The sequence below is a fragment of the Enterobacter sp. Cy-643 genome (assembly GCF_011752815.1).
In the GTDB taxonomy this organism is placed as follows: domain Bacteria; phylum Pseudomonadota; class Gammaproteobacteria; order Enterobacterales; family Enterobacteriaceae; genus Cedecea.
Genome location: NZ_VWWV01000001.1, coordinates 1,185,867 through 1,209,753, shown reverse-complemented (window position 1 = coordinate 1,209,753; position 23,887 = coordinate 1,185,867). Strand labels below are relative to the sequence as shown.

At 57.1% G+C, this 23,887-nt stretch carries 6 protein-coding genes; 1 reads left to right on the top strand and 5 read right to left on the bottom strand.

Translation table 11 applies throughout. The features are described 5' to 3' along the window. Positions 1-93 precede the first annotated feature (93 nt). A complete protein-coding gene (locus tag F3J29_RS05570) occupies positions 94-783 on the bottom strand; it encodes a class I SAM-dependent methyltransferase (RefSeq protein ID WP_166863671.1) in 690 nt (229 codons plus the stop codon). Between the two features lie 450 nt (positions 784-1,233). Here F3J29_RS05570 and F3J29_RS05565 point away from each other — a divergent pair, with 450 nt between their 5' ends. Then, the gene (locus F3J29_RS05565) at positions 1,234-2,085 is read left to right on the top strand and encodes a hypothetical protein (RefSeq protein ID WP_166863669.1); all 852 of its coding nucleotides are present in this window, start codon (positions 1,234-1,236) and stop codon (positions 2,083-2,085) included. Positions 2,086-2,119: 34 nt separating this feature from the next. Here F3J29_RS05565 and F3J29_RS05560 read toward each other — a convergent pair whose 3' ends face one another. The 4 genes from F3J29_RS05560 to F3J29_RS05545 form a co-directional block, all read right to left on the bottom strand. Next, complete coding sequence (locus F3J29_RS05560; protein ID WP_166863667.1) at positions 2,120-3,295, bottom strand: HlyD family type I secretion periplasmic adaptor subunit; 1,176 nt, start codon at positions 3,293-3,295, stop codon at positions 2,120-2,122. Next, entirely contained in the window at positions 3,292-5,472 is a 2,181-nt protein-coding gene (locus tag F3J29_RS05555) for a type I secretion system permease/ATPase (protein WP_166863665.1), read from the bottom strand. The genes F3J29_RS05560 and F3J29_RS05555 overlap by 4 nt, the downstream gene beginning before the upstream one ends. A gap of 140 nt (positions 5,473-5,612) precedes the next feature. Continuing rightward, a complete protein-coding gene (locus F3J29_RS05550) occupies positions 5,613-21,845 on the bottom strand; it encodes an Ig-like domain-containing protein (RefSeq protein WP_166863663.1) in 16,233 nt (5,410 codons plus the stop codon). A 136-nt stretch (positions 21,846-21,981) separates the two neighbouring features. Then, positions 21,982-23,325, bottom strand: a complete 1,344-nt coding sequence (locus F3J29_RS05545; RefSeq protein ID WP_166863661.1) for a TolC family outer membrane protein — start codon at positions 23,323-23,325, stop codon at positions 21,982-21,984. Positions 23,326-23,887 lie beyond the last annotated feature (562 nt).

The window sequence follows — 23,887 nt, the reverse complement described above, 5'->3', positions numbered from 1 at the left end:
TTTAACGAAACGCCATCGCGTCTTAAGTCAGCGGAAATGACCAGTAAATAAATGAGTTGCGGCACGCGACTTCAGCGCGCCGTTTATTTAAGACTAAGGCCTGACTGCCTGCCAGCCGTGAATCAGCAGCGACTGGAAGAACGACGTTGCGCTGGCAAATCCTGCTTCGCGCAGCAGCGCCTCGGTTTGGCCTGGCGGCAACAAGAGCAACCGCTGGTTGAGCTCAGCTTTCACCTCAGAAATATCCCTCTGCCGTTGGGTATAAGCCTGCTGCAGCGCGACCCAGTTTCTTAATTGCCCGTCAAAATCGGGATCCGCCATATCTCCCGCTATTTCAGCGGTAATCAGCTGCCCGGCTGGTTTAAGTCTGTCTCCAATCTGCCGGTAGATCCCATCCCGCTGCGGATGTTGAATAAAATGCGCGACCAGCAAACAGAGTGCAGCATCAAATTTATCCTGTTCGGGAACGTCTTTGACGTGACCTTCAATCAGCCTGCAGCGGTCGCGCAGCCCTTCCCGCTCAAGCTTCTCTGCGCAGACGGCCAGCATATCGGGGGAAGGATCGACCCCGGTAAAACGCCACTCGGGATGCTGCTTTCCCAGCCGGACGATTTCGGTGCCGGTACCTACGCCAACACAAAGCACTTTCGCCTCCGCCGGAAGATCCCTGAGAAGCAGAGACAGTAAGGCGTACAGGTTGTTAGAGATGTCTTTCAGACGTTCGCTGCTGGCATCGTACTGGCGGGAAAACTCTGCATTAAAAATGTCATTTGTGTCGGTCATGATTTCACCTTCTGAAGAGATTCTGGTCGAACATCGGCGATCCGTGAATGAAAACGAAGTAAAAACCGCCATATCATGTAACTTACAATATAACATGATATCGCTAATGGAAAGACATTCCGGTCTCCGCTGCAACCTCCCGCGCGCTTGTTTTTCACCCAATACATCCCCATGCAGCAAGGCAATAATATTTCCTCTCCACGGAAGTATTATTTCCGCAGACAGTAGAAAAAACAAATGAGGTAATTAAGCACTTTTAGTTAATAAAAAATCAAAAACAAGAAAAATCAGGATGATGTTTTTTATTTCAAACTACAAATGATATACTCTAAAACGAATTGAACTTGCCATCACCCAATAAAAAGCACGTATAACGTGTATTTTATCTCTGCCTTTAGCACTCGTTTTGTGGGGCATTTGCGCCATAGCTGAATACCGAGAAAAAACAATATGACACGACACAAACTTCAAGACACCATCGAAAAATACAGCCACCAAGTTAAAAAACATCCTCGTTTTCGAGAAGCCATACAACATCATTATGATCACCTGCTAATCACCTATAAAAAACAACCTCTTTTTTATAAAACCATTCTGCAAAGCTCGCGCTTTCATGTGGTTCTGGCCCTGCTCTGTTTTCACTACGGTGACCGCCAGGCGGTGCTCGCAGACATCAAAGAGTTTTGCGTAAAAATGGGGTTGACCAGCCTGAATACCGTGAATTCTCTGGTCACGCTCCTGCGCATCACCGGCAGAATGACGCTTGAAAAAAGTGAGGATGACCGCCGGGTCCTGTTGTATTCCCCGAGCGCAAAGGGCCTCAATGAAACCCGCAGCTATATGCAAATATCCATCCCTTCATTGAAATTTTTGCTACCGGAAAATGCTCTGTCGTTAAACGCCCTGGAGGATGAAAACACATTTGCAAATTTTTTCCGGCGCAGCGCCAACCTTCTTTTTGACGAAGTTATTTTAAGTCGACTGGTACCCAACAGCGCTATGTTTGTTGACAAAGATGCCGGACATATCATTATGTTGCGAATATTCCTGGGTGCAAAACAGGATGATGATGGCCGCTGGTGGCTGAAGCCTAATTATAATAAAACGTCCAAAGATCTTTTTGTCTCGAGAATGCATCTGAGACGCATTGTTAATTGCGGTATTATGGCCGGATTATTCAGTGAAGACAGTGAGGGCAAGCTCGAAATACACCGTGCCTTTATGGAGACGGCTGAGTCTTATTTTGGATATTATTTTTCCTTTATCATGTACGGTCTGGATATCGACCCGACGATATTTTAAACAACATCAAGCCGGCATTCGCCGGCTTTTTTGATTATCGTTCTCTGAGCGCTTCCTTTGCTTTATTCAGCGGTTTCAGCAGGTAATCGAGTACCGATTTGCTACCGGTTTTGATATCCACGGTGGCAATCATCCCCGGAAATATCGGAAACGTTTTGCCGTCCCTGTTTGCCAGTTGGCTGACATCGGTGCGGATGTAAACCCGATAGTAGTAAACATCACGTTTGACCTCATCCTGAATCGTATCCGGTGAAATCGTGGTCACCACGCCCTTTAACCCGCCATAAATCGAGTAGTCATAGGCGGTGATTTTTACCAGTGCCTTTTGGCCGGGATGAATAAACGCCACGTCACGAGGTGAAATTTTTGCCTCAATCAGCATTTGATCGTCGAGCGGAACCAACGTCATGAGTTTTCCGTTTGGCGGGATGACGCCGCCCACCGTTGTGACCTCAATGCCCTTCACTATCGCCCTGACCGGCGCGGTAAATTTGAGCCGGGTTAACGAATCCTCCCGCCCGCGCATCACTGACCGCTGGGTTTCAATTTCTTCGTTAGTTTTTGCCAGCTCTTCGCGCGCGCGCACGTAATACTGGTTCTGCATTTCGGTAATTTTGTTTTCCAGCTCGTTTTTTTGTCTCTGCAGGCGCAGAACCTCCACGCTGCTTGCCGCGCCCTGCTTAACCAGCGGCTGTGTCATCGCCAGCTCGCGCTGAACCAGCGAGATGGCTTCCCGCAGCCCGGCAACGCCTTTTTCGAGACTGCTCCGGCGCGAGTTATAAAGCGCGGTTTCCTGGCGAACGAGCTCGCTCTCTCCGGGGAGCATCTCGGGAAAAACCAACGGCGTGCCGCTCACTTCAGCCTTCAGTCGTGCGGCGGTAGCCATCGCGGCATGTAGCCTGGATTCACTTTCCTGCACGCCGGACTCGGTTTTGGTGCGATCGAGCTGCGCGAGAACCTGCCCCTTCTCTACAATATCCCCTTCCCGAACGTCCAGTTTGTAAAGGATCCCGCCTTCCAGGGACTGAATAACCTGTTCGCGAGAGGACGGCACAACTTTGCCAGCCCCGGTCGTCACTTCATCCAGAGTGAAAAAATTTGCCCACAAAACAAAAGTGAGCAGCATCACGCCAAGCGCCCACGCCACCAGGCTTGCTCGCGGAAGCGCCGGCTCTTTGAGTCGGCTGTTATAACGCGTGATGTCATTCATACCCGTGCCTCCGTGCTATCAGCCGGTTTTAAGGTCGCGGTCCTGCGAGGGGTTGATTTTTTTTCCATCAGGCCGTGCTGCTGTAAGATTTGGTCCCTTGGACCATCCATCACAATGCGCCCGTTATCCAGCACGATGATGCGGTTAACCAGCTGCAAAATAGGGATCCGGTGCGTGGCCACCACTAGCGTGCGGTTGCCGAGCCACGGACCAAGCTGCTGGATAAGCTGCTGTTCACTGACTTCATCCAGCCACGCTGTAGGTTCATCCAGTAATAAGATTTGCGGCTGCAGGATCAGCGTTCTGGCCAGCAAAAGTGCCTGCCGCTGGCCCCCCGATAACCCACAGCCGCCTTCGCTGATCGTATAGTTGAGACCATTTTTCTGTTTTTGCACAAATTCCAGCGCCCCGCTTAGCGCCAGCGCCCGGTGGATTTCTTCATCCGTGGCTAACGGGCGCCCCATGGTGAGGTTGTCGCGTATTGAGCCGAAGAAGAGTCTCGCCTGCTGACTGAGCAGGTTCATGTCACGTCTCAAATCGGCAGTATCGATTTGCCCGAGGCTGGTGTCGTCCAGCAAAATCTGGCCGTGCTGGGGCGTTTGCATCCCCGCTAAAAGCTGAAGCAGCGTGCTTTTACCCGAGCCGTTTCGCCCGAGCAGCGCAATTTTTTCCCCGGCGCGGATAGTCAGGCTGGCAATGTCCAGATCGTTGACCTTCTCTTCTTCATCGTAATAAAACGCCGCGTAGTTGAGTTGGTAGTTCCCCTGCAGGTGGGCTTTATGCACTTTCTTGCCCTGTTCAGGATCGTCCAGCGGGCGCTGCATCAGGTCGTCCAGCCCTTTGCGCGCCACCTTCGCCTGCTGCCAGCGCGAAAGCACGCCGGAAATCTGCGCCAGCGGCGCGATGGTGCGTGAGGCCAGAATGGAAGTCCCCACCAGGGCGCCGGTGGTCATGTCGCCGTTAATCACCAGGTAACAGCCGACGAGCAGCACCACGGCGTAAACGATGGACTGCACTTCCTGCGTCCAGGTCATGAGCAGGCTGGTCAGCCAGCGCTGTTTCATCCCGACCGCCGCTGCAACGTCGTTGGTGTTGTTCCACTGGTTCTGGAACCGCTGTTCGGCGCGCAGCAGTTTAATGTCTTCGATGGACTGGACGGCTTCTACCAGCGTGGCATTGCGAATGGCCGACTCGCGCATCCCCTCATTCGAAAGGTGCGCCAGCGGGCGCTGCACCAGTAAACCGGGGATCAGCAGCAGCGGGATCGCCAGCAGCACAACGAACACCAGCGGGCCGCCTATTAGCCAGAGAATAAAAACAAACAGCAGGAAGAACGGAATGTCCGATACGGTACTGATGGTGGTGGAGGTGATCAGTTCGCGCACCGACTCCAGCTCGCGAATTTGCGAGATAAAGGAGCCGGTGGATTTTGGCCGGGCGCTATTTTTAATGCGTAACGCCCTGGCAAATACCCGGTCGGAGATGCGCAGGTCGGCCCTTTTACCGACCACATCGGCAATATGCACGCGCAGCATACGCATAGTAAATTCAAAGAGGATGGCCAGCATGACGCCGCCAAACAGCACCCACAACGTCGGGACCGACTGCGACGGCACCACGCGGTCATACACCTGCATGGAGAAAATCATCCCGGCCAGCGCCAGCACGTTGGCCGCCATCGCTACCAGCATGATGTCGCCGTAGCGTTTCCAGTCTTTCAGCGCCAGCGTCCAGAACCAGTTTTTCTGATAGGGCTTCACGTAATCATCGACGCGCGCATCGGGAATCGAATTCAGCGGGCGCAGCACAACCAGGCTTTTTAGCCTTTTGGCCAGTACATCCCGAGCGACAACCGTTTCCAGACCGCCATCGCCGCTAAGCTGCAGGCTTAGCTGCCCGTGGTTATCCATCTGGGTAACCACCGCTATCTGGCCCCCCTCAAGCTCGGCCACCAGCGGCAAGCGCCACGGGTCGATTAGCGAGACATCAGCCGGAGCGCGACGCATCGCCAGGCCAAGCTGACGAGCCATATCCTCCAGCACCAGCTGCTGCGGGCTTTGGTTTTCCTGATTCACCACCACGCGGACGTGCTCTTCCGAGAAATCCAGCCGATAGTGGCGCGCGACAGCCAGCATGGCCTGCAGCCAGGGTTCATAGCTTGTATTCGTTGAAGTCATGGTCTTTCACATCCTGCGAAAAGGGCAAAAAATGCCTGTGTCATCCTTTCCGCGGCTTGTTTCATAAACATGTTTTATACCGGGTAATAAAAGTTAAGCGGCTGATATTCCGCCGGACTCAATGCCCGGCGGAATAAGGGCTAGATAACTAACAGTTGGTGATTGGCCAGCAGCGTGGCGAGGTCGGTTTGAACCCCGTTAAGCGTGACCACCGTGGTCGGGTCAAAGGCACCGCCCTTGCCGTCGCGGTCAATTTGAATCTCTGTGTTGCTGCCGTTCTGCACCACTTTGATGTAGTCCCCGATATTGCCGGCTCCGGCGCCCAGTTGAGCTACGCCATTGATGTAATGCGCAGACGCGTCCCCTGCGTAGCCGCTGCCCTGCAGCAGCTCACGCAGGTCAATACGGTCGCTGTCCGCCGTGCCTTCCCAGGTCCCCACGCTGAAGCCGTTCACCACATCATGGCCGTTGCCTCCGGTGGCATCCGAACTGTTCAGCAGCTTGTAGAGCAACGTATCGTGGCCGCCGCTGCCGATGTTGAAGGTGTCGTTCCCGCCGCCGCCTTCGAAGGTGTTGTTCCCGCTATTGCCGGTGATCACATCGTCATGGCTGGAGCCGACGATCCCTTCGATGTTGGTAAAGGTTGCCGTATTGAAGCCGGTGTTCTGCGCCCCGGTTTTGCCCAGATCAACGGTGACGCCTACCCCCGAGTTACGGAAGTCGACCACGTCCAGGCCGCCCGTCGCGCTCCAGGTCTGGTGATCGGATGAAGTTTCCCAGCCGCCGCCGCCGTTATAGACGTAGGTTCCCTGCTCGGCGATAAAGGTATCGTTATAGCCCGTTCCGTTCAGCGTACCGCCGTGAACGCCGGTGGCGGCCTCCGCCGTCAGGGCATAGCTTTCTTTTCCGTCTCCGGCGGTTAGCCCATTCCAGGTCACATTGCTGGTGACGCCGTTAATCGCTCTGACCAGCTCGGCATGGTAGGTTTCATTCGGGTTGAGGCCGTAGAAGCTCACCAGCGCCGACGCGTCGTTCGCCCCAATGCCCGACTGGGCATTGATAATTTGCGTTGAAACCAGCTTCCCGGCAGAGTCATACAGCCGGACGGTATTGCCGTAAAAGACGTTGATCCCTTCACTGTCGACAATGCGCAGGTGCATCGCGGTACCCGGGGCGATGGTGTTGGTGTTGGCCACCAATACCACTTTCCCGTTTTGCTGAGAAACCAGCAGATCCTGAGTGCCGTTCCAGTCATAGTCAGCCACCGCAACGCCCGTGACGTTGACCAGCCCTTTGGCCAGCTGGCTTTCGGTCCAGTTCTTACCGGTGCCGTCGTTGCTGAACAGACGTGCCGTCTGGCTAGTGCCGTAGGTGGAAAACTTAACAATGTCCATGTCGCCATCGCCGTCCCAGTCCACGGCCACGGACATATAGCCCGCGTTAGCCGCCGTGGACGTTGACTCCACGCTGGTGTAGTTGCTGTTCAGCTGGCCATTGCCATCGTTATAGAAAATCTTCCCGCTGTAATTCACCGTCGCAGAGGTCACGCTCCGACCGGTGGCGATATAGAGATCCAGGTAGCCATCGCCGTTGAAGTCGGCCCACGTCATGGAGGCAGCGGTCGTCGTGTTCGCCGCGTTATCGACAAACACGTTGGCAATAGACTGCAGGGTCGTCAGCTTGCTGCCGTTGTTAGAAATCACGCTCAGCGCGCTGGTACCGTTGCTGTTGGTATGCTGAACAATATCGATGTTACCGTCATTGTTGATGTCCACACCGGACAGTTCGCGGTAGCTGACGCCGGTCAAGCCGCCGTTGCCATTGGTCCCGTCGGCTACCATGCTACCCTTGTTGTTAATCAGGTAGGTTCTGGAGTCGCCCCCGGCGTCACCGTAGGCCAGGTCGACATAACCATCGCCGTTTTTGTCATAGGCGATAACGCCGCCGTACCAGATCGTGGTGCCGTTGGCCTGGGTACTGGTGGTATAAGTGCCATTGGCGTTGGCGATCCACATGGTCTGTACCGCGTTTCCGTAAGTGGTTTCCGTGCCGTAGATATCAACGGTGCCGTTACGGTCAAAATCCAGCGCGGTGTAGCTGACAGTATTCGCACGCGTATTAGGTAGCGACGTCTGGGTGTAACTGTTCAGATCCGTGCCGTTGTATACCGAGGTATTGGTCACCAGCGTCCACAGGCCGTTATTGTTGAGCATTAACGTGCTGGCGCTGTTGTTCGCATTGCCCGCCGCGCTCGCCCAGCTGGTGTCATTGGCCGTTTCGGCATGCACGACCAGCGATCCGGTCTGGATCCCGGTGTTGTTGCCGTTACCTGCACTGCTCTTAACTTGAGCGGTGACGTTGTAGCTGTTCAGCCCCAACAGGTCGCTGTCAGGAATTTGCAGATACCAGCGGTTGGATGAAGGATCGACCACCACCGGACCTCCGCGCTCGGAGCTGTAGGTTTTGCCATTGACGGTCACGACCACAAATTCGCCATTCACCAGTTGGGCACTGACATCCCCGGTAAGGATCGGCGTGGTATCTGAAGTCGATACCGCATCTACGTGGGCAATAGTCTTCGGTACCGAGGTATCCACCGTTAGCGTAAAGTCGTTTGACTCGGTGTAGTTCCCCGCTTTGTCCGTCACGCGCAGTACATAATGGTAATTCCCGTCCAGCAGGCCAGAATCCGCAAAGGTCCAGCTTGTGCCGCCGGTAATGGTCACCTTGCCCACCAGCACGCCATCGCGGAAGATCTGGGCAATTTCACCGGCGGCCAGCGCATGGTTCAGCGTACCGTTCAGGACCGGTGATGTATCGTCGGTGGCGTAGCTGCTGTCGAAATTACCGGTACGCTCGCCGTCATTATCCGTATAGCTTACGATAGTGCCGACGGTATCCGGCGCCACGGTATCAACGGTGACAACCTGGGCTGCGGTTGAACCCACGTTTCCGGCCTGATCGATAATCCGCACCTGATAAAGATGGTCGCCGTCCGGCAAAGTACGTCCATCCACGTAATGCCACGCCGTGCCGTTCACCACGGCATCCACCCAGCTCTGACCGCCGTCCAGGCTGATTTGCACGCGTTCGTCGCTGGCAAGGGCGTGGCCCAGGGTGCCGTTCAGCGTCAGCGTGGTATCCATCGTGATAAAGTCGCTGGCGCTCTGCCCGGTATCATCCGAAATACTGTCGATGGTGATGCCGTAGGTTGGCGCGACGGTATCTACCGTTACCGTCTGGCTGGTGGTTGCTCCCACGTTTCCGGCAAGGTCGACGATGCGAACCTGCCAGGTGTGGTTACCGTCCGCAAGCTGGCGGCCATCGGTGTAGCTCCAGCTTGTCCCGTTGACGGACGTGGCGTTAACCCAGCTGGCTCCGCCGTCGAAGCTCACCTGAACATATTCATTTTTGCCCAGCACAGCGCCAAGTGAGCCGTTCAGCGTCAGCGTGTTATCGTTGGTGATAAAGTCGCTGTTGCTGAAGCCGCTGTCGGTGGTGATGCTGTCCACGGTAACGGTGATAGCCGCATCCGGCGGCGTGGTGTCTACCGTTACCGTCTGAGAAGCGCTCTGCCCGACATTACCCGCAGTGTCGACCACGCGGACATAGTATTGATACGTGCCGTCGGTTAACGTTCGCCCGTCGGTAAAGTACCAGGTTGTGCCTACCGTGGTGACCGTTTTCCACGTGAGGCCGCCGTCCATGCTTATCTGCACATATTCGCCGTCCAGCAGTGAAGCGCCCAGAGAACCGTGGATAGTCAGCGAGGTGTCGCTGGTGACAAAGTCGCTATTACTCAGCCCTGTATCGTCGGCAATGCGGTCAATGGTGACGGATTTGCTCGCATCCGGTGCCACGGTATCAACGGTGACCAATTGGCTGGTGGTTGCCCCGATATTGCCCGCATCATCAATCACGCGCAGTTGATAGAGATAATCTCCGTCAGCCAGCGTGCGGCTATCGATGTAGCTCCATGTGGTGCCGCTGATACTCACGTCAACCCAGGTTTTTCCGCCATCAATACTGATCTGGGCATGTTCACCGGCCGCCAGCATTCCCCCTAATTTGCCGCTAATGGTCAGCGTATTGTCACTGGTAATAAAGTCGTGCGCATCGAGGCCCGTATCCTGGGTAATGGCCTCCACGGTAATGGTTTTACTGGCATCCGGCGCAACAGTATCAATAGTTACGTTTTGCGTTGCCGTCGAGCCCACGTTGCCGGCATTGTCGATGACGCGCACGTTATAGGTCACGGTACCGTCCGGCAGCGTGCGCCCGTCGGCATAGCGCCAGGATTTGCCGTTAACCACAAGGTCAATCCAGCTGGATCCCCCGTCGAGGCTTATCTGCGCTTTTTCGTTATTGCCGAGCGCCGCACTCAGGGAACCTTTCACCACCACCTTGTTATCGGCGGTAATAAAGTCGGTCTTGCTCAGCCCGGTGTCGTTTTGTAAAGCGTCAATGGTAATGGTCATCTGCGGCGGCGTAGTGTCCACCGTGACGGTGCGATCTGCTCCCGCACTGTTGCCGATGCTGTTATTGACGCTGGCATGAATCACATACGAACCGCCATCAACCAGCGCGGAAACCGCACCGCTGCCGAGGGTGTAGCTCCAGGTGCCGTCGCCGTTGACCGTGGTGGTATAGCTCTGGTTATTCAGGGTGATGGTCACCGTCTGGCCCGCAGGCGCGTTGGTCACGCCGCTTATCACCAGCGGCGTGCCGTGTTCTGCGGCGCTGACAATGTTGTCTTGCGCGAAGTCATTGACGCTGATGGTCGGCACCTCGCCGCTCAGGGTCACCTGCTTATTCGCACTCGTGCTGTTCCCGGCTTTATCGCTAACGCTGGCGGAAATCTGGTAACTGCCGTCCGTCGCGCCCAGGAAGTCCTGCGCCGGGACGGTCACAGACCATGTCCCGGTGTCGCTCACCACCGCCTTATAGGCGTGATTATTGAAGGTGACGGTCACCGTCTGCCCAGGCTGAGCGTCGGTGGTGCCGCTAATCACCTGGCCGGCCTGCTGCTCGGCGCTGTTGATGATGTCGTCCCCCGCCACCTTGTTAAAGGTGATGCCTGGCGGGGTCGTGTCCACCGTTAAAGTACGATCCGCACTGCCCGGATTCCCTGCTTTATCCTGAACGGAGGCGCTAACATTGAAATCACCGTCGGTAAGCTTCGCCAGGTCGTCCGCGGCAACGGTCACGCTCCAGGAGCCGTCCGCCTGAACCGTAGCGTCGTAGCTCCCGCTTCCCAGCTTAACGGTCACTTTTTGCCCGGCTTCCGCGCTGCTGGTGCCGCGAATGGTTAACGGCAGCTGCTGTTCCGCCGCGTTGAGCACGTTATCACCGGAGATATCAGCGAGGGTGATGACCGGCGCCGCGGTGTCGATGGTGATGTTATGGCTTGCCGAAGTGGCGTTATTTGCGCCGTCCGTCGCCGATGCCACAACCGTGTAGCCGTTACCGTGCACCAGGTTTTGTACCTGATTCGCCGGCACGGTCACGCTCCAGCCGCCGCCTTGTTGAACAGTGGTGTGGTACTGTACGCCGTTCAGCGTAACGGTCACCTGAGTGCCCACCGCCAGTTCAGTGCTGCCGCCGCCGATAACCAAATCCTGCTGAGATTCTGCGGCGTTAATCACGTCGTCATCGCTGATAGTTCCGATGGTTAGCCCGACACGGACGGCGTTAACCTCAACCGTATGGCTGTTAGTGCCCTCGTTGCCGGCGCTGTCGGTGAGCATGGCGGTAATCGTTGCCGTGCCGTTTTTCAGCGATGAAATCGCCGAAGCCGGGACGCCTATGCTCCAGTTGCCGTTGGCATCTATCTGGGTGACATACTGAGTGCCGTTGAGGGTAATAACAATTTTATTCCCTGCCGCTGCGCCGCTGCTGGAGCCAGAGATAATCTGCGCCTGAGCGTGCTCTTCAAAGTTGATGATGTCGTCACCCGCCACGACGTTAAAGCCGATCGTCGGCGCGGTGGTGTCTAGCGTTATCGTTTTGCTGCTGGTTGATCCGTTGCCCGCCGCATCGCTGACGCTCGCACTAAGCTGATAGTTGTTATCTGCCAGGCTCCCCAGAGCTGTAGCATCAAGCGTTACGCTCCAGGTGCCGTCCGCTTTCACTACGCCAGTATAGGTTTTTCCGTCCAGGGTCAGCGTGACCGTCTGCCCGGCTTCCGCGTTTGACGTTCCGGTGACGACGACGCCCGCGCCTGCTTCTGCGGCATTAATCACGTTGTCCGTGGCAATGGGGTCAATGGCAAGCCCCGGCGGCGTGGCATCCACGCTGAACTCACGCTCTGCGCTGGCTCCGTTGCCGTTCACGTTAGTCACGCTAGCTTTTACTGACGCATCGCCATCCTTCAGCCCGGCCATATCGCCTGCTGGCACGGTGTAACTCCAGCTCCCGTCGGCCGCAACCTGCGCCGTATAGGTGTGCCCGCCGAAGAGAAGAGTGACGTTTTGCCCGGCCTCAACGTTCTGGGTCTTACCTGAAAGAACCAGATCGGCCCCTTTCTCAGCCGCGTTAAGCACGTTATCTGCTGTGATAGCGTCAACGCTGACCGCAACCGGACTGAGGTCGACGTTCACCATGCGATCGATAGAGATCGGGTTCCCCGCGCTACTGCTGCCCGCGGCGGTAACAGTAACATTGCCTGCCGCCCACTGGCTGACATCTTCCGCAGGTACGGCGGCCGACCAGGTTCCGCTGGCGCTCACCGTTGCCAGGTAGCCTTTGCCGTTGATGGTGACGGTCACGGTACTGCCTGCGCTCATGCCGCTGGCGCTACCGCTAACAATCAGGTTCTGATTGTGTTCAATGGCGTTGATCACATCGTCCCCCGCCACGGTGTGGATCCGAAGACCCGGCAGGCTGGCATCAATGGTAAATTCACGTTCTGCCGTGCCGCTGTTGCCGTGCCCGTTAGTGACCGAGGCCGTGGCGGTGAGTTTGCCGTTACCCAGGGCGGTAAGCACGCTAGCAGGCAGGTCGAGGCTCCAGCTCAGATCGCTCTGTACCGTCGCGGCGTAGGTTTTCCCCCCCAGATTGATCGTGACCGTGTCGCCGGCTGCCGCATTGCTGACTTTTCCACTCAAAGTCTGGCCTGCTGCGATTTCAGACGCGTTAAGGACGTTGTCTGCGGTCACTGGATTAATCGTGACGCCCGGCGCGGCGGTGTCTACCAACAAATTGGCGTGAGTGCTGGCACTGTTGCCGATAGCGCTTGTTGCGGTAGCGGTCAGCGTATAGTTGGCTTCGCCCAGCCCGGCCAGATCGCCCGGCTGAACGTCAACGCTCCAGTTACCGCTGGCGTCGGTGGTGGCGGTATAATTTTTGCCGTTCAGCGTGACAATAACCGCGGTGCCCGGGGCCAGGTTAGCGCTGGTCCCGCTCAGGGTTAATGTTTCCCCTTTTTCACTGGCGTTAAGCACGTTGTCACCGCTTAACGGATTGAAGCTGAGCGACGGTAAACCGGTATTGACCACAACGTCATGGCTACCGGTCCCCGTATTACCTGCTGCATCCGTCAGGCTGGCGTGAATAGTGACGGTGCCGTCCGCCAGCTGGCTGACGACGCTGGCCGGGACGCCGATGCTCCAGTTGCCCGCAGCGTCCACGGTGGTGGTCCAGCTGTTGGAGCCAATGGTCACGGTAATTTTATCCCCTGCCGCAGCGCCGCTGCTGGAACCGGAGATAATTTGTGCCTGCCCGTGCTCGGCGAGGTTAATCACATCGTCGCCCGCAACCACACCAAACGAGATGGTCGGCACGGTGACGTCCACGCTGAAGTTATGGTTTGCGGAGGTGTGGTTGCCTGCGGCATCGCTGACGCTGGCTTCCACGGAATAGACGCCGTCGCCAAGCGCAGAAGCTTTCTCCGCCGGAACGGTTATGCTCCAGGTTCCGTCAGCCTGCACGGTACCGGTATACGTTTCATTGTTCAGCTTCACGGTCACGGTCTGACCCGGCTCCGCATTGCTGGCACCGTTAATGACCAGCGGCTGTCCGGCCTCGGCTGCATTGAGCACGTCATCCCCGGCGATAGTGTTGATTTGCAGGGTCGGGGCTGCGGTATCCACGCTGATTTCACGCCCGGCCGATGCTCCGTTGCCGCTCACGTTAGCGACGCTAACTTCCACAGAAGTCTCGCCGTCTTTCAGCCCTTTCATATCATTAGCCGGTACGGTAAATGTCCAGCTACCGTCGCTTGCTACCTGAGTAGTGTAGGTGTGCCCGGCAAAGGTAATGGTGATGGTCTGCCCGGCCTCCACATTCTGTGTTGCCCCGGACAGCAATAAATCAGCGCCCTTTTCGGCTGCGTTCAGCACGTCGTCCCCGGCAATCTGGCCGATGGTTATCGCCACCGCGCTGAGATCAACATTGACGGTGTGATCGATGGACACCGGGTTGCCTGAGCTGCTGGTTCCGCCTGCCGAAACGGTAATATCGCCGGCCTGCCACTGGCTGACTTCGTTTCCTGGCACCACGGTCTGCCAACTGCCGTCGGCACGTACCGTCGCGGCATAGTCTTTACCGTTGATGGTCACGGTTACCGCACTGCCTTCGCTCAGGCCGCGGCTGGTGCCGTTGATGATCAGGTTCAGGCCATGCTCAATGGCGTTGATAACGTCATCGCCCGCAATGGTATTAATCCGGATGCCCGGCAGGGCCGCGTCAATAGTGACTTCGCGAGAACCGGTACCGGTGTTGCCCGCGCCGTCCGTCACGGACGCATTAATTTTAAGCGAGCCGTCGCCCAGCGCGGTCAGCACATCCTGGCTAAGGGCCAGGCTCCAGGTGAGATCGCTTTGCACCTTCGCGGTATAGTTGACGCCGCCGATATTAATGGTCACGTCTGCGCCGGCCTGCACGCCGGTCACGCGCCCGGTAATCGTCTGGCCAGCGGCCAGCTCGGAGGCATTGATAATGTCGTCGATCGCCACGGCATTGATAATCACGCCCGGCAGCGTAGAGGCGACTTCCAGCGTGCTGCTCTGGCTGCCAGCGTTGCCCACGCCGTTGCTGGCGCTGACGGAAACCTCATAGAAGGCCTCGCCAAGTTTGCCCACGTCGCCTGCGGGTACGGTGGTGGACCATTTGCCGTCGTCGCCCACGGTAGCGGCATAGTTTTTACCGTTCAGATGTACAGTGACGGCGCTCCCGCTCGCCAGCCCGGTAGAGGAACCGCTGATGATGACATCCCCGGTTTTCTCATCGGCATTGAGGATGTTGTCCCCCGCAATAATGTCGATAGTCAGGGTTGGTGCCGCGGTATCGACCTTGACGCTATGAACCGCATCGCCGGTATTGCCCGCTTTGTCGGTAATGGAGGCCGTCACGGTGTAGGTGTTATCGCCCAGCGCGCTGATATCCGCCCGCGGGACGCCGACGCTCCAGTTCCCGCTCGCGTCCACTACGCCGGTATAGCTTTTACCGCCCAGCTTAACGGTAACAATATCGCCAGCCTGCGCGCCGGTGCTGGTACCGGAGATCACCTGCGCCTGACCGTGTTCGGTCTGGTTAATCACATCGTCAGTAGCGACGGTGCCGATGGTCACTTCAGGCACGGTTTTATCCACCAGCACGTCGCGGCTGGCGCTGCCCGGGTTACCCGCGCGGTCTTCCACGCTTGCGGTGACGGTGATGTTACCCTCAACCAGTTTGCCGACGTCCGATGCAGGTACGGTCAGGCTCCAGCTTCCGTCTGCTTTTACCGCTGCCTGATAGCTTTCGCCGTTCAGCTGCACGGTCACGGTCTGGCCCGCCTCTGCGGTACTGGTTCCGCTGATAATCAGATCCTGCTTAGCCTCTGCGGCATTCAGCAGGTTATCCTGGCTGACAGGATCCACGGTCAGGGTCGGCGCAAGGCTGTCGACGCTGACGTTTTGCGCCGCTTCTGTGCTGTTGCCATTTTTGTTGGTCACGCTCACCTGAACGGTGGTGTCACCCTCTTTCAGGTTCACCATATCCGCCGCCGGGACGGTGTACTTCCAGCTGCCGTCCGCCTGCACCGTGGCGGTGTAGGTGTGCCCGGCAAAGGTAATGCTGACGGTTTGCCCCGGCTCTACGTTTTGCGTCGTGCCGGAGAGTTCGAGGTTGGCGCTCTTTTCGGCGGCGTTCAATACATTATCGCCGGTTATGGCGTTAATGCCGATCACCACTTCGCTGAGATCGACGGTAACCTGATGCTGGATAGCCACATCATTTCCCGCGCCGCTGCTGCCCTTCACCTCAATGGTGACGGCACCTTCTGCCCAGCGAGCGACATCTTCTCCCGGTACGGCGGCCTGCCAGCTGCCGTCCGCGCGAACGGTTGCCGCGTAGTCTTTACCGTTAATCGTTACGGTTACCGCGCTGCCCGCGCTGAGGCCGGTGCTGGTACCGTTGATAATCAGGTTCTGGTTATGCTCGATGGCGTTAATCACGTCATCGCCCGCGACGGTGCCCACGCGCAGCCCCGGCAGGTTCGCGTCGATAACAATATCGCGACTGCCGCTGCCGGTGTTGCCGTGTCCGTTGGTCACAGACGCGGTAATGGTCAGATCGCCGTTGCCCAGCGCGGTGAGGATCTCTTTGGAAACCGACAGGCTCCAGCTTAAATCGTCCTGGACGGTCGCCTGATACAGCTTGCCGCCGAGATTAATAGTGACAATGTCACCTTTTGCCGCACCGGTGACGAGGCCGCTGAGCGTCTGGCCGCTGGCGATTTCCGTGATATTGAGAATATTGTCGCTGGTGACGTTGTTGATAGTGACGGTAGGCAAGGCGCTATCGACCTGCACGCTGTGGCTGTCGCTATTGCTATTGCCGTGGGCGTCGGTTACCGCCGCGGTCACCGTGTAATTAGCTTCACCCAGCTTGCTGACGGCAGAAGCCGGAATCGTTGTGCTCCAGCTGCCGTCGGTTCCGGCCACGGCCTGGTAATTAATCTCGTTCAGGGTGACGGTGATGAGGGTGCCAGCGGGCTGGTTGCTGGTTCCGGAAAGCACAAGATCCTGCCCCTTTTCCGTCGCGTTAATAACGTCATCCACCGCAATGGCGGCAATCGAGATCGCCGGCAGAGCGGTGTTGACCCCCAGCGCGCGATCGGCGCTGCCGCTGTTGCCAGCCGCATCGGTGACGCTGGCGGTGATGGTGTAGCTGCCGTCCGCCAGGCCATTAATGACCGACGCCGGGATGCCGACATTCCAGTTCCCCCTGGCGTCAAGCGTTGTGGTGAAGGTGAACGACGTTCCCTGCCCGTTGGTCACCACGACGGTAACCACATCCCCCGCAGCAGCTCCGGTACTGGTGCCGCTCACGGTGTGGGCCTGGTTATGCTCACTGGCATTAATGATGTCATCGCCTGCCACGGTATCGATAGTCAGCTTCGGCTCGGTAATATCAACCAGCATGCCGCGATCGGCGTTTGCCGGGTTTCCTGCTTTGTCAGCCACGGAGGCGCTGACGGTGATGATGCCGTCCTTGAGTGCGGCTAAATCATTGGCCGGAACGCTGACGCTCCAGCGGCCATCGGCGCCGACGGTCGCGGTATAGTTGACGTTATTCAGCGTCACCGTAACGTTCTGCCCTGGCTCTGCGCTGCTGCTGCCGCTGACAATCAGCGGCTGCTTCGCTTCTGCGGCGTTAAGCAGGTTATCCCCGCTCAGCGGATCGATAAGTAGCGTTGGCGCGCTGGCGTCCACGCTGTATTCCTGGGCGGCGTTTGCCGGGTTACCGTTCACGTTGCTGACGCTGACGGTCACCTGGGCATCACCGTCTTTCAGTTTTGCCATGTCGGCGGCTGGTACGGTATAGCGCCAGCTCCCGTCGTCATTAACGGAAGTGGTATAGCGGTGTCCCGCAAACGTAATGGTGACGGTCTGGCCCGGTTCAACGTTAGTGGTCAAGCCGGAAAGCACCAGATCGCTGCCTTTTTCTGCCGCGTTCAGCACGTTATCGGCCGTGACGCTATTCACGCTGATGGACACCGGCGCTAAATCGACGTCCACGATACCGTCGATGCTGACCGGGTTTTGGGCGCCATCCTCTGCTTTTGCGGTTACCGTTAGCACGCCGTCAGGCCAGCGGCTAACGTCGCTTCCCGGTACGGCGGCGCCCCAGGTGCCGTCGGCGTTTACCGTTGCCAGATAGTCTTTGCCGTTCAGCGTCACGGTCACCACGCTGCCCGCGCTGAGGCCGATGCTGGTACCGCTGACAATGAGATCCTGGCTATGCTCCGCGAGGTTGATCACGTCATCACCCGCGATGGTATTGATACGCAGGCCCGGCAGCTGGGCTGCGATCGTGATGTCATGATCCGTGCTGCCGGTGTTACCGCGCCCGTTGGTGACGGAGGCGTGAACGGTAAGCTCTCCATCGCCCAGCGCGGTGAGCATCTCTTTGCTCAGCGGCAAACTCCAGCTCAGGTCGCTCTGGACGGTAACCGTATAGCTTTTACCGCCAAGAATGACGGTAACTTTATCACCTGCCACCGCGTTGAACGCGCTGCCGCTGAGCACCTGTCCGGCGTTAACCTCCGCCAGGTTGATGATATTGTCGCCCGCGACGGTATTAATAGTGATGACCGGCAGAGAGCTGTCGACCAGCACGCTGTGACTGGCAGAATTGCTGTTACCGCTGGCATCCGTGACCGATGCGTTAACGGTATAGCTAGCTTCACCCAGTTTTGCGACGTCCGGCGCCGGGATCTTAACGCTCCAGGCACTGCCGTTGACGACGGCAGCATAGTCAACGCCGTTCAGATTCACGGTGATTTGTGTCCCGTCCGGCTGGTTGCTGGTCCCGCTAATGGTGACTTCCGCGCTCTTTTCTACTGCGTTAATCACGTCATCCTGCGCGATGGCATTGATAGTGATTTGCGGCAGTCCGGTAGCAACATCAAACGCCAGCGAGCTGCCGCCGACGTTGCCTGCTTTATCCGTCACCGCGACCGTGGCGGTATATTTGCCGTCTGCCAGACCGCTTATCACCTCTGCGGGCAGGCCAATGCTCCAGTTTCCACCGGCATCCAGCACCGTAGAATACTCGACGCCGTTAACGGTGACTTTTACGCTGTCGCCCACGGCCGCGCCGGTGGCTTTACCGGACAAGACCTGCGCCTGGGAATGTTCGGTGCGGTTTACGATGTTATCGCCAGCGAAAACATTGATAGTGACCACCGGCACGGTGGTATCGACCAGCATACCGTGGTTGGTGCTGACCGGGTTGCCTGCTATATCGCTGACGCTGGCGCTGATAGACCAGTTACCGTCGGTAAGATTAGCCAGATCGGCAACCGGCACGGTAACGCTCCAGGTGCCGTCGGCCAGAACCTGCCCGGTGTAGCGTTGGTTATTGAGGCTCACGGTGACCGTTTGCCCCGGCTGTGCGGTGCTGGTACCGGTGATGACCAGATCCTGTGCCGCTTCGGCATGATTAAGAATATTGTCAGCCGTGACGCTGTGGAGCGTGATTGACGGTGGCTGGGTATCAACCAGCACTTCCCTTGCGCCGCTGGCGCTGTTGCCGCTGGCATTGGTGACGCTCACGGACACTTCTGCACGGCCATCAATCATGTCGCGCATATCCGCCGCTGGCACGGTATAGGTCCAGTCACCGTTTTCGTTAACGGTTGTGGTGTAGATGTGCCCGGCAAATTTAATGACTACAGTTTGCCCGGCTTCTACGCCCTGCGTTTTCCCGCCCAGGGTAAGATCTGCCGCCTTCTCAACCGCATTCAGCATGTCATCGCTGGTCACGCTGTTGATGGAGATAGCGACGGCGTTCAGGTCAACGTCCACCGGGCGGGAGGCCGCAACCGGGTTGCCCCATTCATCGGCAGAGCTGGCGCTAATGTCCAGCTTACCGTTCGGCCAGCTGGCCAGATCGCTTGCCGGGATCCCTATTTGCCAGGTGCCGGTGGCGCTTACGGCCGCCGGATAATCCACGCCATTCACGCGTACGGTAATAATTGTCCCGGCGTTGAGGTGTGCGCTGGTGCCGCTCACCGTCAAATCCTGATGCTGCTCGATGGCGTTAATCACGTCATCCCCGGACACGGTATTGATGCGCAGCCCCGGGAGCTGAGCGTTGATATTAAAGCTGCTGTCGCCCCGGCCGGTATTGCCGTGACCGTTGGTCACGGAGGCGACGATGGAAACATCACCATCGCCCAGCGCCTGCAGGTCGCCCGCAGAAACAGTGATGCTCCAGGTCAAATCGCTTTGTACTTTGGTGGTGTAGTTTTTTCCGCCTACGTTAAGGGTAACCGTGTCGCCTTCATGCGCGCCGGTGACTCGCCCGCTCAGCGTCTGGTCGTTAGCGATTTCGCTGTTATTGATGCGGTTGTCGCCCGCGAAGGTCGAGACCACGACCGTAGGCAGTGCCGTATCAACCAGCAGCGTCGCGTTCGCCGTCCCCGTATTTCCCGTACTGTCCGTGCCGCTGACGCTCAGCGTGTAAGTGGTGTCGCCCAGCTTGACGACATCCTCAACGGGTACCTGAAGCTGCCAGACACCGCCCTGAACGTCCGCGGTATAATTGACGTTATTCAGCCTGACGGTGACGGTGCTGCCGTCCGGCAAATTGCTGGTACCGCTCAGCGTTAACGGCTGAGTCGCCTCAATGGCGTTCAGCACGTTGTCCTGGCTTATCGGATGGAAGGCAACCGCTGGCGGCGTGGAGCTGACGGTGATGTCATGCTCTACACGGCCACTGTTTCCCGCCGCATCGGTGATGGTCACGGTCACGGTATTTGTGCCTTCCGGCAGCGATGAAATAACTTCTTTGGGTACGCCCACGCTCCAGCTGCCGTCCTGCTGCACGGTGGTTTGCCAGGTTTTTCCACCAATAGAAACGGTGACCTTGTCTCCAGGGGCTGCGCCACGGCTGGTGCCAGAAATGATCTGCGCCTGACCCTGTTCGCTGACGCTGAGAATATCATCCCCGGCCACGGTATTGACGCTGGCTTCCGGCGGCGTGGTGTCTACCAGCAGGGACGCGTTAGTGGTGGTGGTGTTGCCCGCTTTATCGCTGACGCTGAAGTTCAGCGTGTAGCTATTGTCCGCCATAGTCTGCACATCATCCGCCGGCACGGCCATGCTCCAGCTGCCGTCTGCGTTCACCGTTGCGGTATAGGTTTTGCCGTTCAGCTTAAGCGTGACCACCTGCCCGGCTTCGGCGTCGGTTTTACCGCCGATGATGACCGCCGCGCCGTGTTCTGCCGCATTAATGATGTTGTCGTCGGCGATGGCATTTACCGTTAGCCCAGGCGCTTTGGTGTCCACCACCAGCGTTTCGCTGGCAGAGACATTGTTGCCTGCGGCATCCTTGCCGCTCACGGCTACCGGCCAGCTCCCGTCCGCCAGGTTTTTGGCGTCGGCTGCAGGCACGGTTACGCTCCAGCTGCCGTCGCTACCTACGGTTGTGCTGTAAGTTTTCCCGTTCAGGGTGAGGGTTAACGCCGTGCCGCTGGCCAGCGCCTGCGAACTGCCGCTGATAACAACGTCGTTTGCCTGCTCCGCCGCGTTGAGCATATTGTCGCCTGCCGTCGTCGCGACGGTCAGAGAAGCCTGGGTGGTAACAACATTGAGGGTAATATCGCCCGCAGAGGTGATTTTATTCCCGTCGATTTGCACCACGCTCCAGGTGTGCGTCCCGTCCGGCTGTTCGCTCAGCAGCACTTTCCAGTTGCCGTTGCTGTCGACCATGGTGCTGGCAATGGTGTTGCCGTTGCTGTCTTTGACCTGAATGGTGGCCCCCGGCTGCCCGGAGCCGCTGAAGGTTGGCGTTGCGTCATCGGTCACGGCGTTGCTGCTCAGCAGCCCTTTGCTGTCGCCTTTGTTGTCGGTAACCGTGAACGTTGGCCGGGCGCTTTCGACCTCTTTGGTATTGTCGATAACGGTGGTGTGTGACTTCCCGCCGCCGTGTGCCAGCAGCGCCCCGATACCCGCGCCCCCGGCCACGGCACCAGCAACCCAGCCCCACGGCACATCGCCGAGCGCAGAGCCGTCCATGAATGGCTCAATGGATTCGATGGGGACGGAGGTTGCCGTTAAAGCCGTGCCCTGGGTGCCAACCGCGACGCCCGCTTCGTCGAAAGTGATATGCGTCAGTGCCTTGCCGTCATCAAACACCAGTTCTGAATGGTGCCCCGACCGCCCTTCTTCCTCCACAAAATAGCCATTGCAGCGAATAACGCTGCCATCTTTCATGTATACCAGCAGATCGTTGCCCTGACGCAGATAGTGCGCCACATCTTTCGCGCTGCCGTGAATCTGAATGATAGAGGGGGATGAAAGCGACACAGAGAGATTCCCATCGCCTGTTACCAGGGTTTTCTCTGCGTCCTTGCGGGAAATAACTTCAAGAATCTTACTCATAGCACTTCTCCTTATATATGCCGGAACGAGGCATACGGTATTAATTTTTGGATGTGGACACCCCTGAGAAATCCGGATCTCATTTCACATCAACTTATTTTTATGTGGCGGGGCTAAGCCACTACTTTCACGCCATTTATTTCAAATCCGGTAATTTCGAGGCGGCATTTTTCTCGACGCCTGTCAGGGGCAATAAATTATCAACGGCGGCAGCGTAATTTACCGCCGCCTGCCAGCCGTCGAAGTCCGCATTAATTTGTGCATAGGCCGCCTGGAACACATCCTGCTCCACGCTTAATAAGTCGTTGAGGCTGCGTTTGCTTAATTTATATTCATTTTTATAAACTTCCCGCGCGCGTCGGGCATTTTCCAGCTGGAGTTTTCCCGCGGTTTCACGGCCTCTGGCCCCGTTCCAGTCAGCCATTGCCACAGACGCTTTTTGCAGCACGTCGAATTTCGCCTGCTCAACCTGAGAAGCCGCAATACGTCTGGCTCCCTGAGCCTGCTCGACCTGGGCTGAGACCGCCCCGCCCTGATAGATAGGCGCGTCCACGCTCAGCTGAATCTGGTCGTCCCAGTACGCGCTGTTGTTGGACTGATAACGCGTGCGCCCGCCCTTCAGGCTTAATGTTGGCCAGTGGCCCGATTTCGCTTTCTCTACGGCATACCCTGAGGACTCACGCATGGCTTCCGCCGCCAGCACGCTCGGGATCAGCGAGTAATCAATGTTGTCGAGCGGTTCCTGTTCAAGCGCCAGGCGTACCGGCATGGCCTGATATTGCGCGGCACTGACTCCGGTTAATACCGCCAGTCTCGCTTTCGCGCTTTGTAGCGCCGCCTGATATTGTTCAAGCGTTGAGCGCATACCGGCAATCCGAGTTTGAGTTTGCAGCACGTCCGAACTCGAACTCAGCCCGGCATCCGCCCGCAGCTTTGCCATGGTGTTGACGTTTTGCAGCGCGGCAATACTCTCTGCCGTTGCCGCGATCAGCGCCTGGTTACGCTTCACATCGACATAGGCCTGCGCCGTTTTTTCTGCCACACCGGTCAACGTCGCCATAAGCTGGTAGCGATAGCTCTCGCGCTGGCTCTCCTGCTGACTAATGTTGCTGCTGGTTTTCCCAAAGTCATACACCAGCTGCGTCAGGCTAAGCCCGTAGGCAGCCGAGTTCTTGAGGGAGCCGCTGGAGTCCGTGGTACGCGAATGCCCGGTGCTGCCGCTGAGGGCGATCTGCGGCATCCAGGCGCTTCGGGCTTGATCAATCTGCGCCTGACCAATCCCGAACTGAGCGGCCTGCTGAGAAACGGCAGGATCGCGGTCAAGTGCGAACAGAATACTTTCGTTCAGCGTGAGGGTTGCCGTTTGCGCGATGCCGGGTGCTGTGGCCCAGGCCGGCGCTGGTGCGGCATTCACCCGCATGCCGCTGCCGAAAAAAATAACGGCAAGCATCGCGACCGGCAGGGAATAAGACTGAAGCATAAACGGCAATATCCTTATCCATTAAATAATCAGGATGATGTTGCTCCTTCCTGTATTGGGAATAAACAGGCACGGATGAGTAGCTGATGTATTTAAACGACTGTAATGGTTGAATTAAAACGCCCACATTATGGCGCCCCGTTTATTTCTGGAGCGAGACGTTGTGACTATAAAGAGGTAGAAAGCTGTCGACCGCTTTCATGTCTTCTTAATAAATGAAGGTCATGATTTCACGCTGCCTCTTTATATAAAGGCGTTACGCAATATGACTTATTTAGTCCTGCGGAGCAAATCACTTAGATCCTTTTTCCGAATCATCCTTAAGAAAAATCCTACCAAATAAAAATTAACCTCACCAATCATTTATTGTTAAGAGTATGTTACTCAAAAGGAAAGGCTCTGGAAAAACAGATCGATTGATCTCGTGAATAGAGACATCGTGATAAATAGCTAATAGTTATAATTCATAAGGTTATGGCATAAGCATTGATTTACATCAATTTTACATTCCAGTGAAATTCTTCAATAAATCCGGGCTGCTCATTTTTGGTTGTTTTTCCAT

Excerpts from the sequence above, each read along its gene's own strand:
- F3J29_RS05570 (WP_166863671.1), bottom strand. The coding sequence starts at position 783 with ATGACCGACACAAATGACATTTTTAATGCAGAGTTTTCCCGCCAGTAC.
- F3J29_RS05565 (WP_166863669.1), top strand. The coding sequence starts at position 1,234 with ATGACACGACACAAACTTCAAGACACCATCGAAAAATACAGCCACCAA.
- F3J29_RS05560 (WP_166863667.1), bottom strand. The coding sequence starts at position 3,295 with ATGAATGACATCACGCGTTATAACAGCCGACTCAAAGAGCCGGCGCTT.
- F3J29_RS05555 (WP_166863665.1), bottom strand. The coding sequence starts at position 5,472 with ATGACTTCAACGAATACAAGCTATGAACCCTGGCTGCAGGCCATGCTG.
- F3J29_RS05550 (WP_166863663.1), bottom strand. The coding sequence starts at position 21,845 with ATGAGTAAGATTCTTGAAGTTATTTCCCGCAAGGACGCAGAGAAAACC.
- F3J29_RS05545 (WP_166863661.1), bottom strand. The coding sequence starts at position 23,325 with ATGCTTCAGTCTTATTCCCTGCCGGTCGCGATGCTTGCCGTTATTTTT.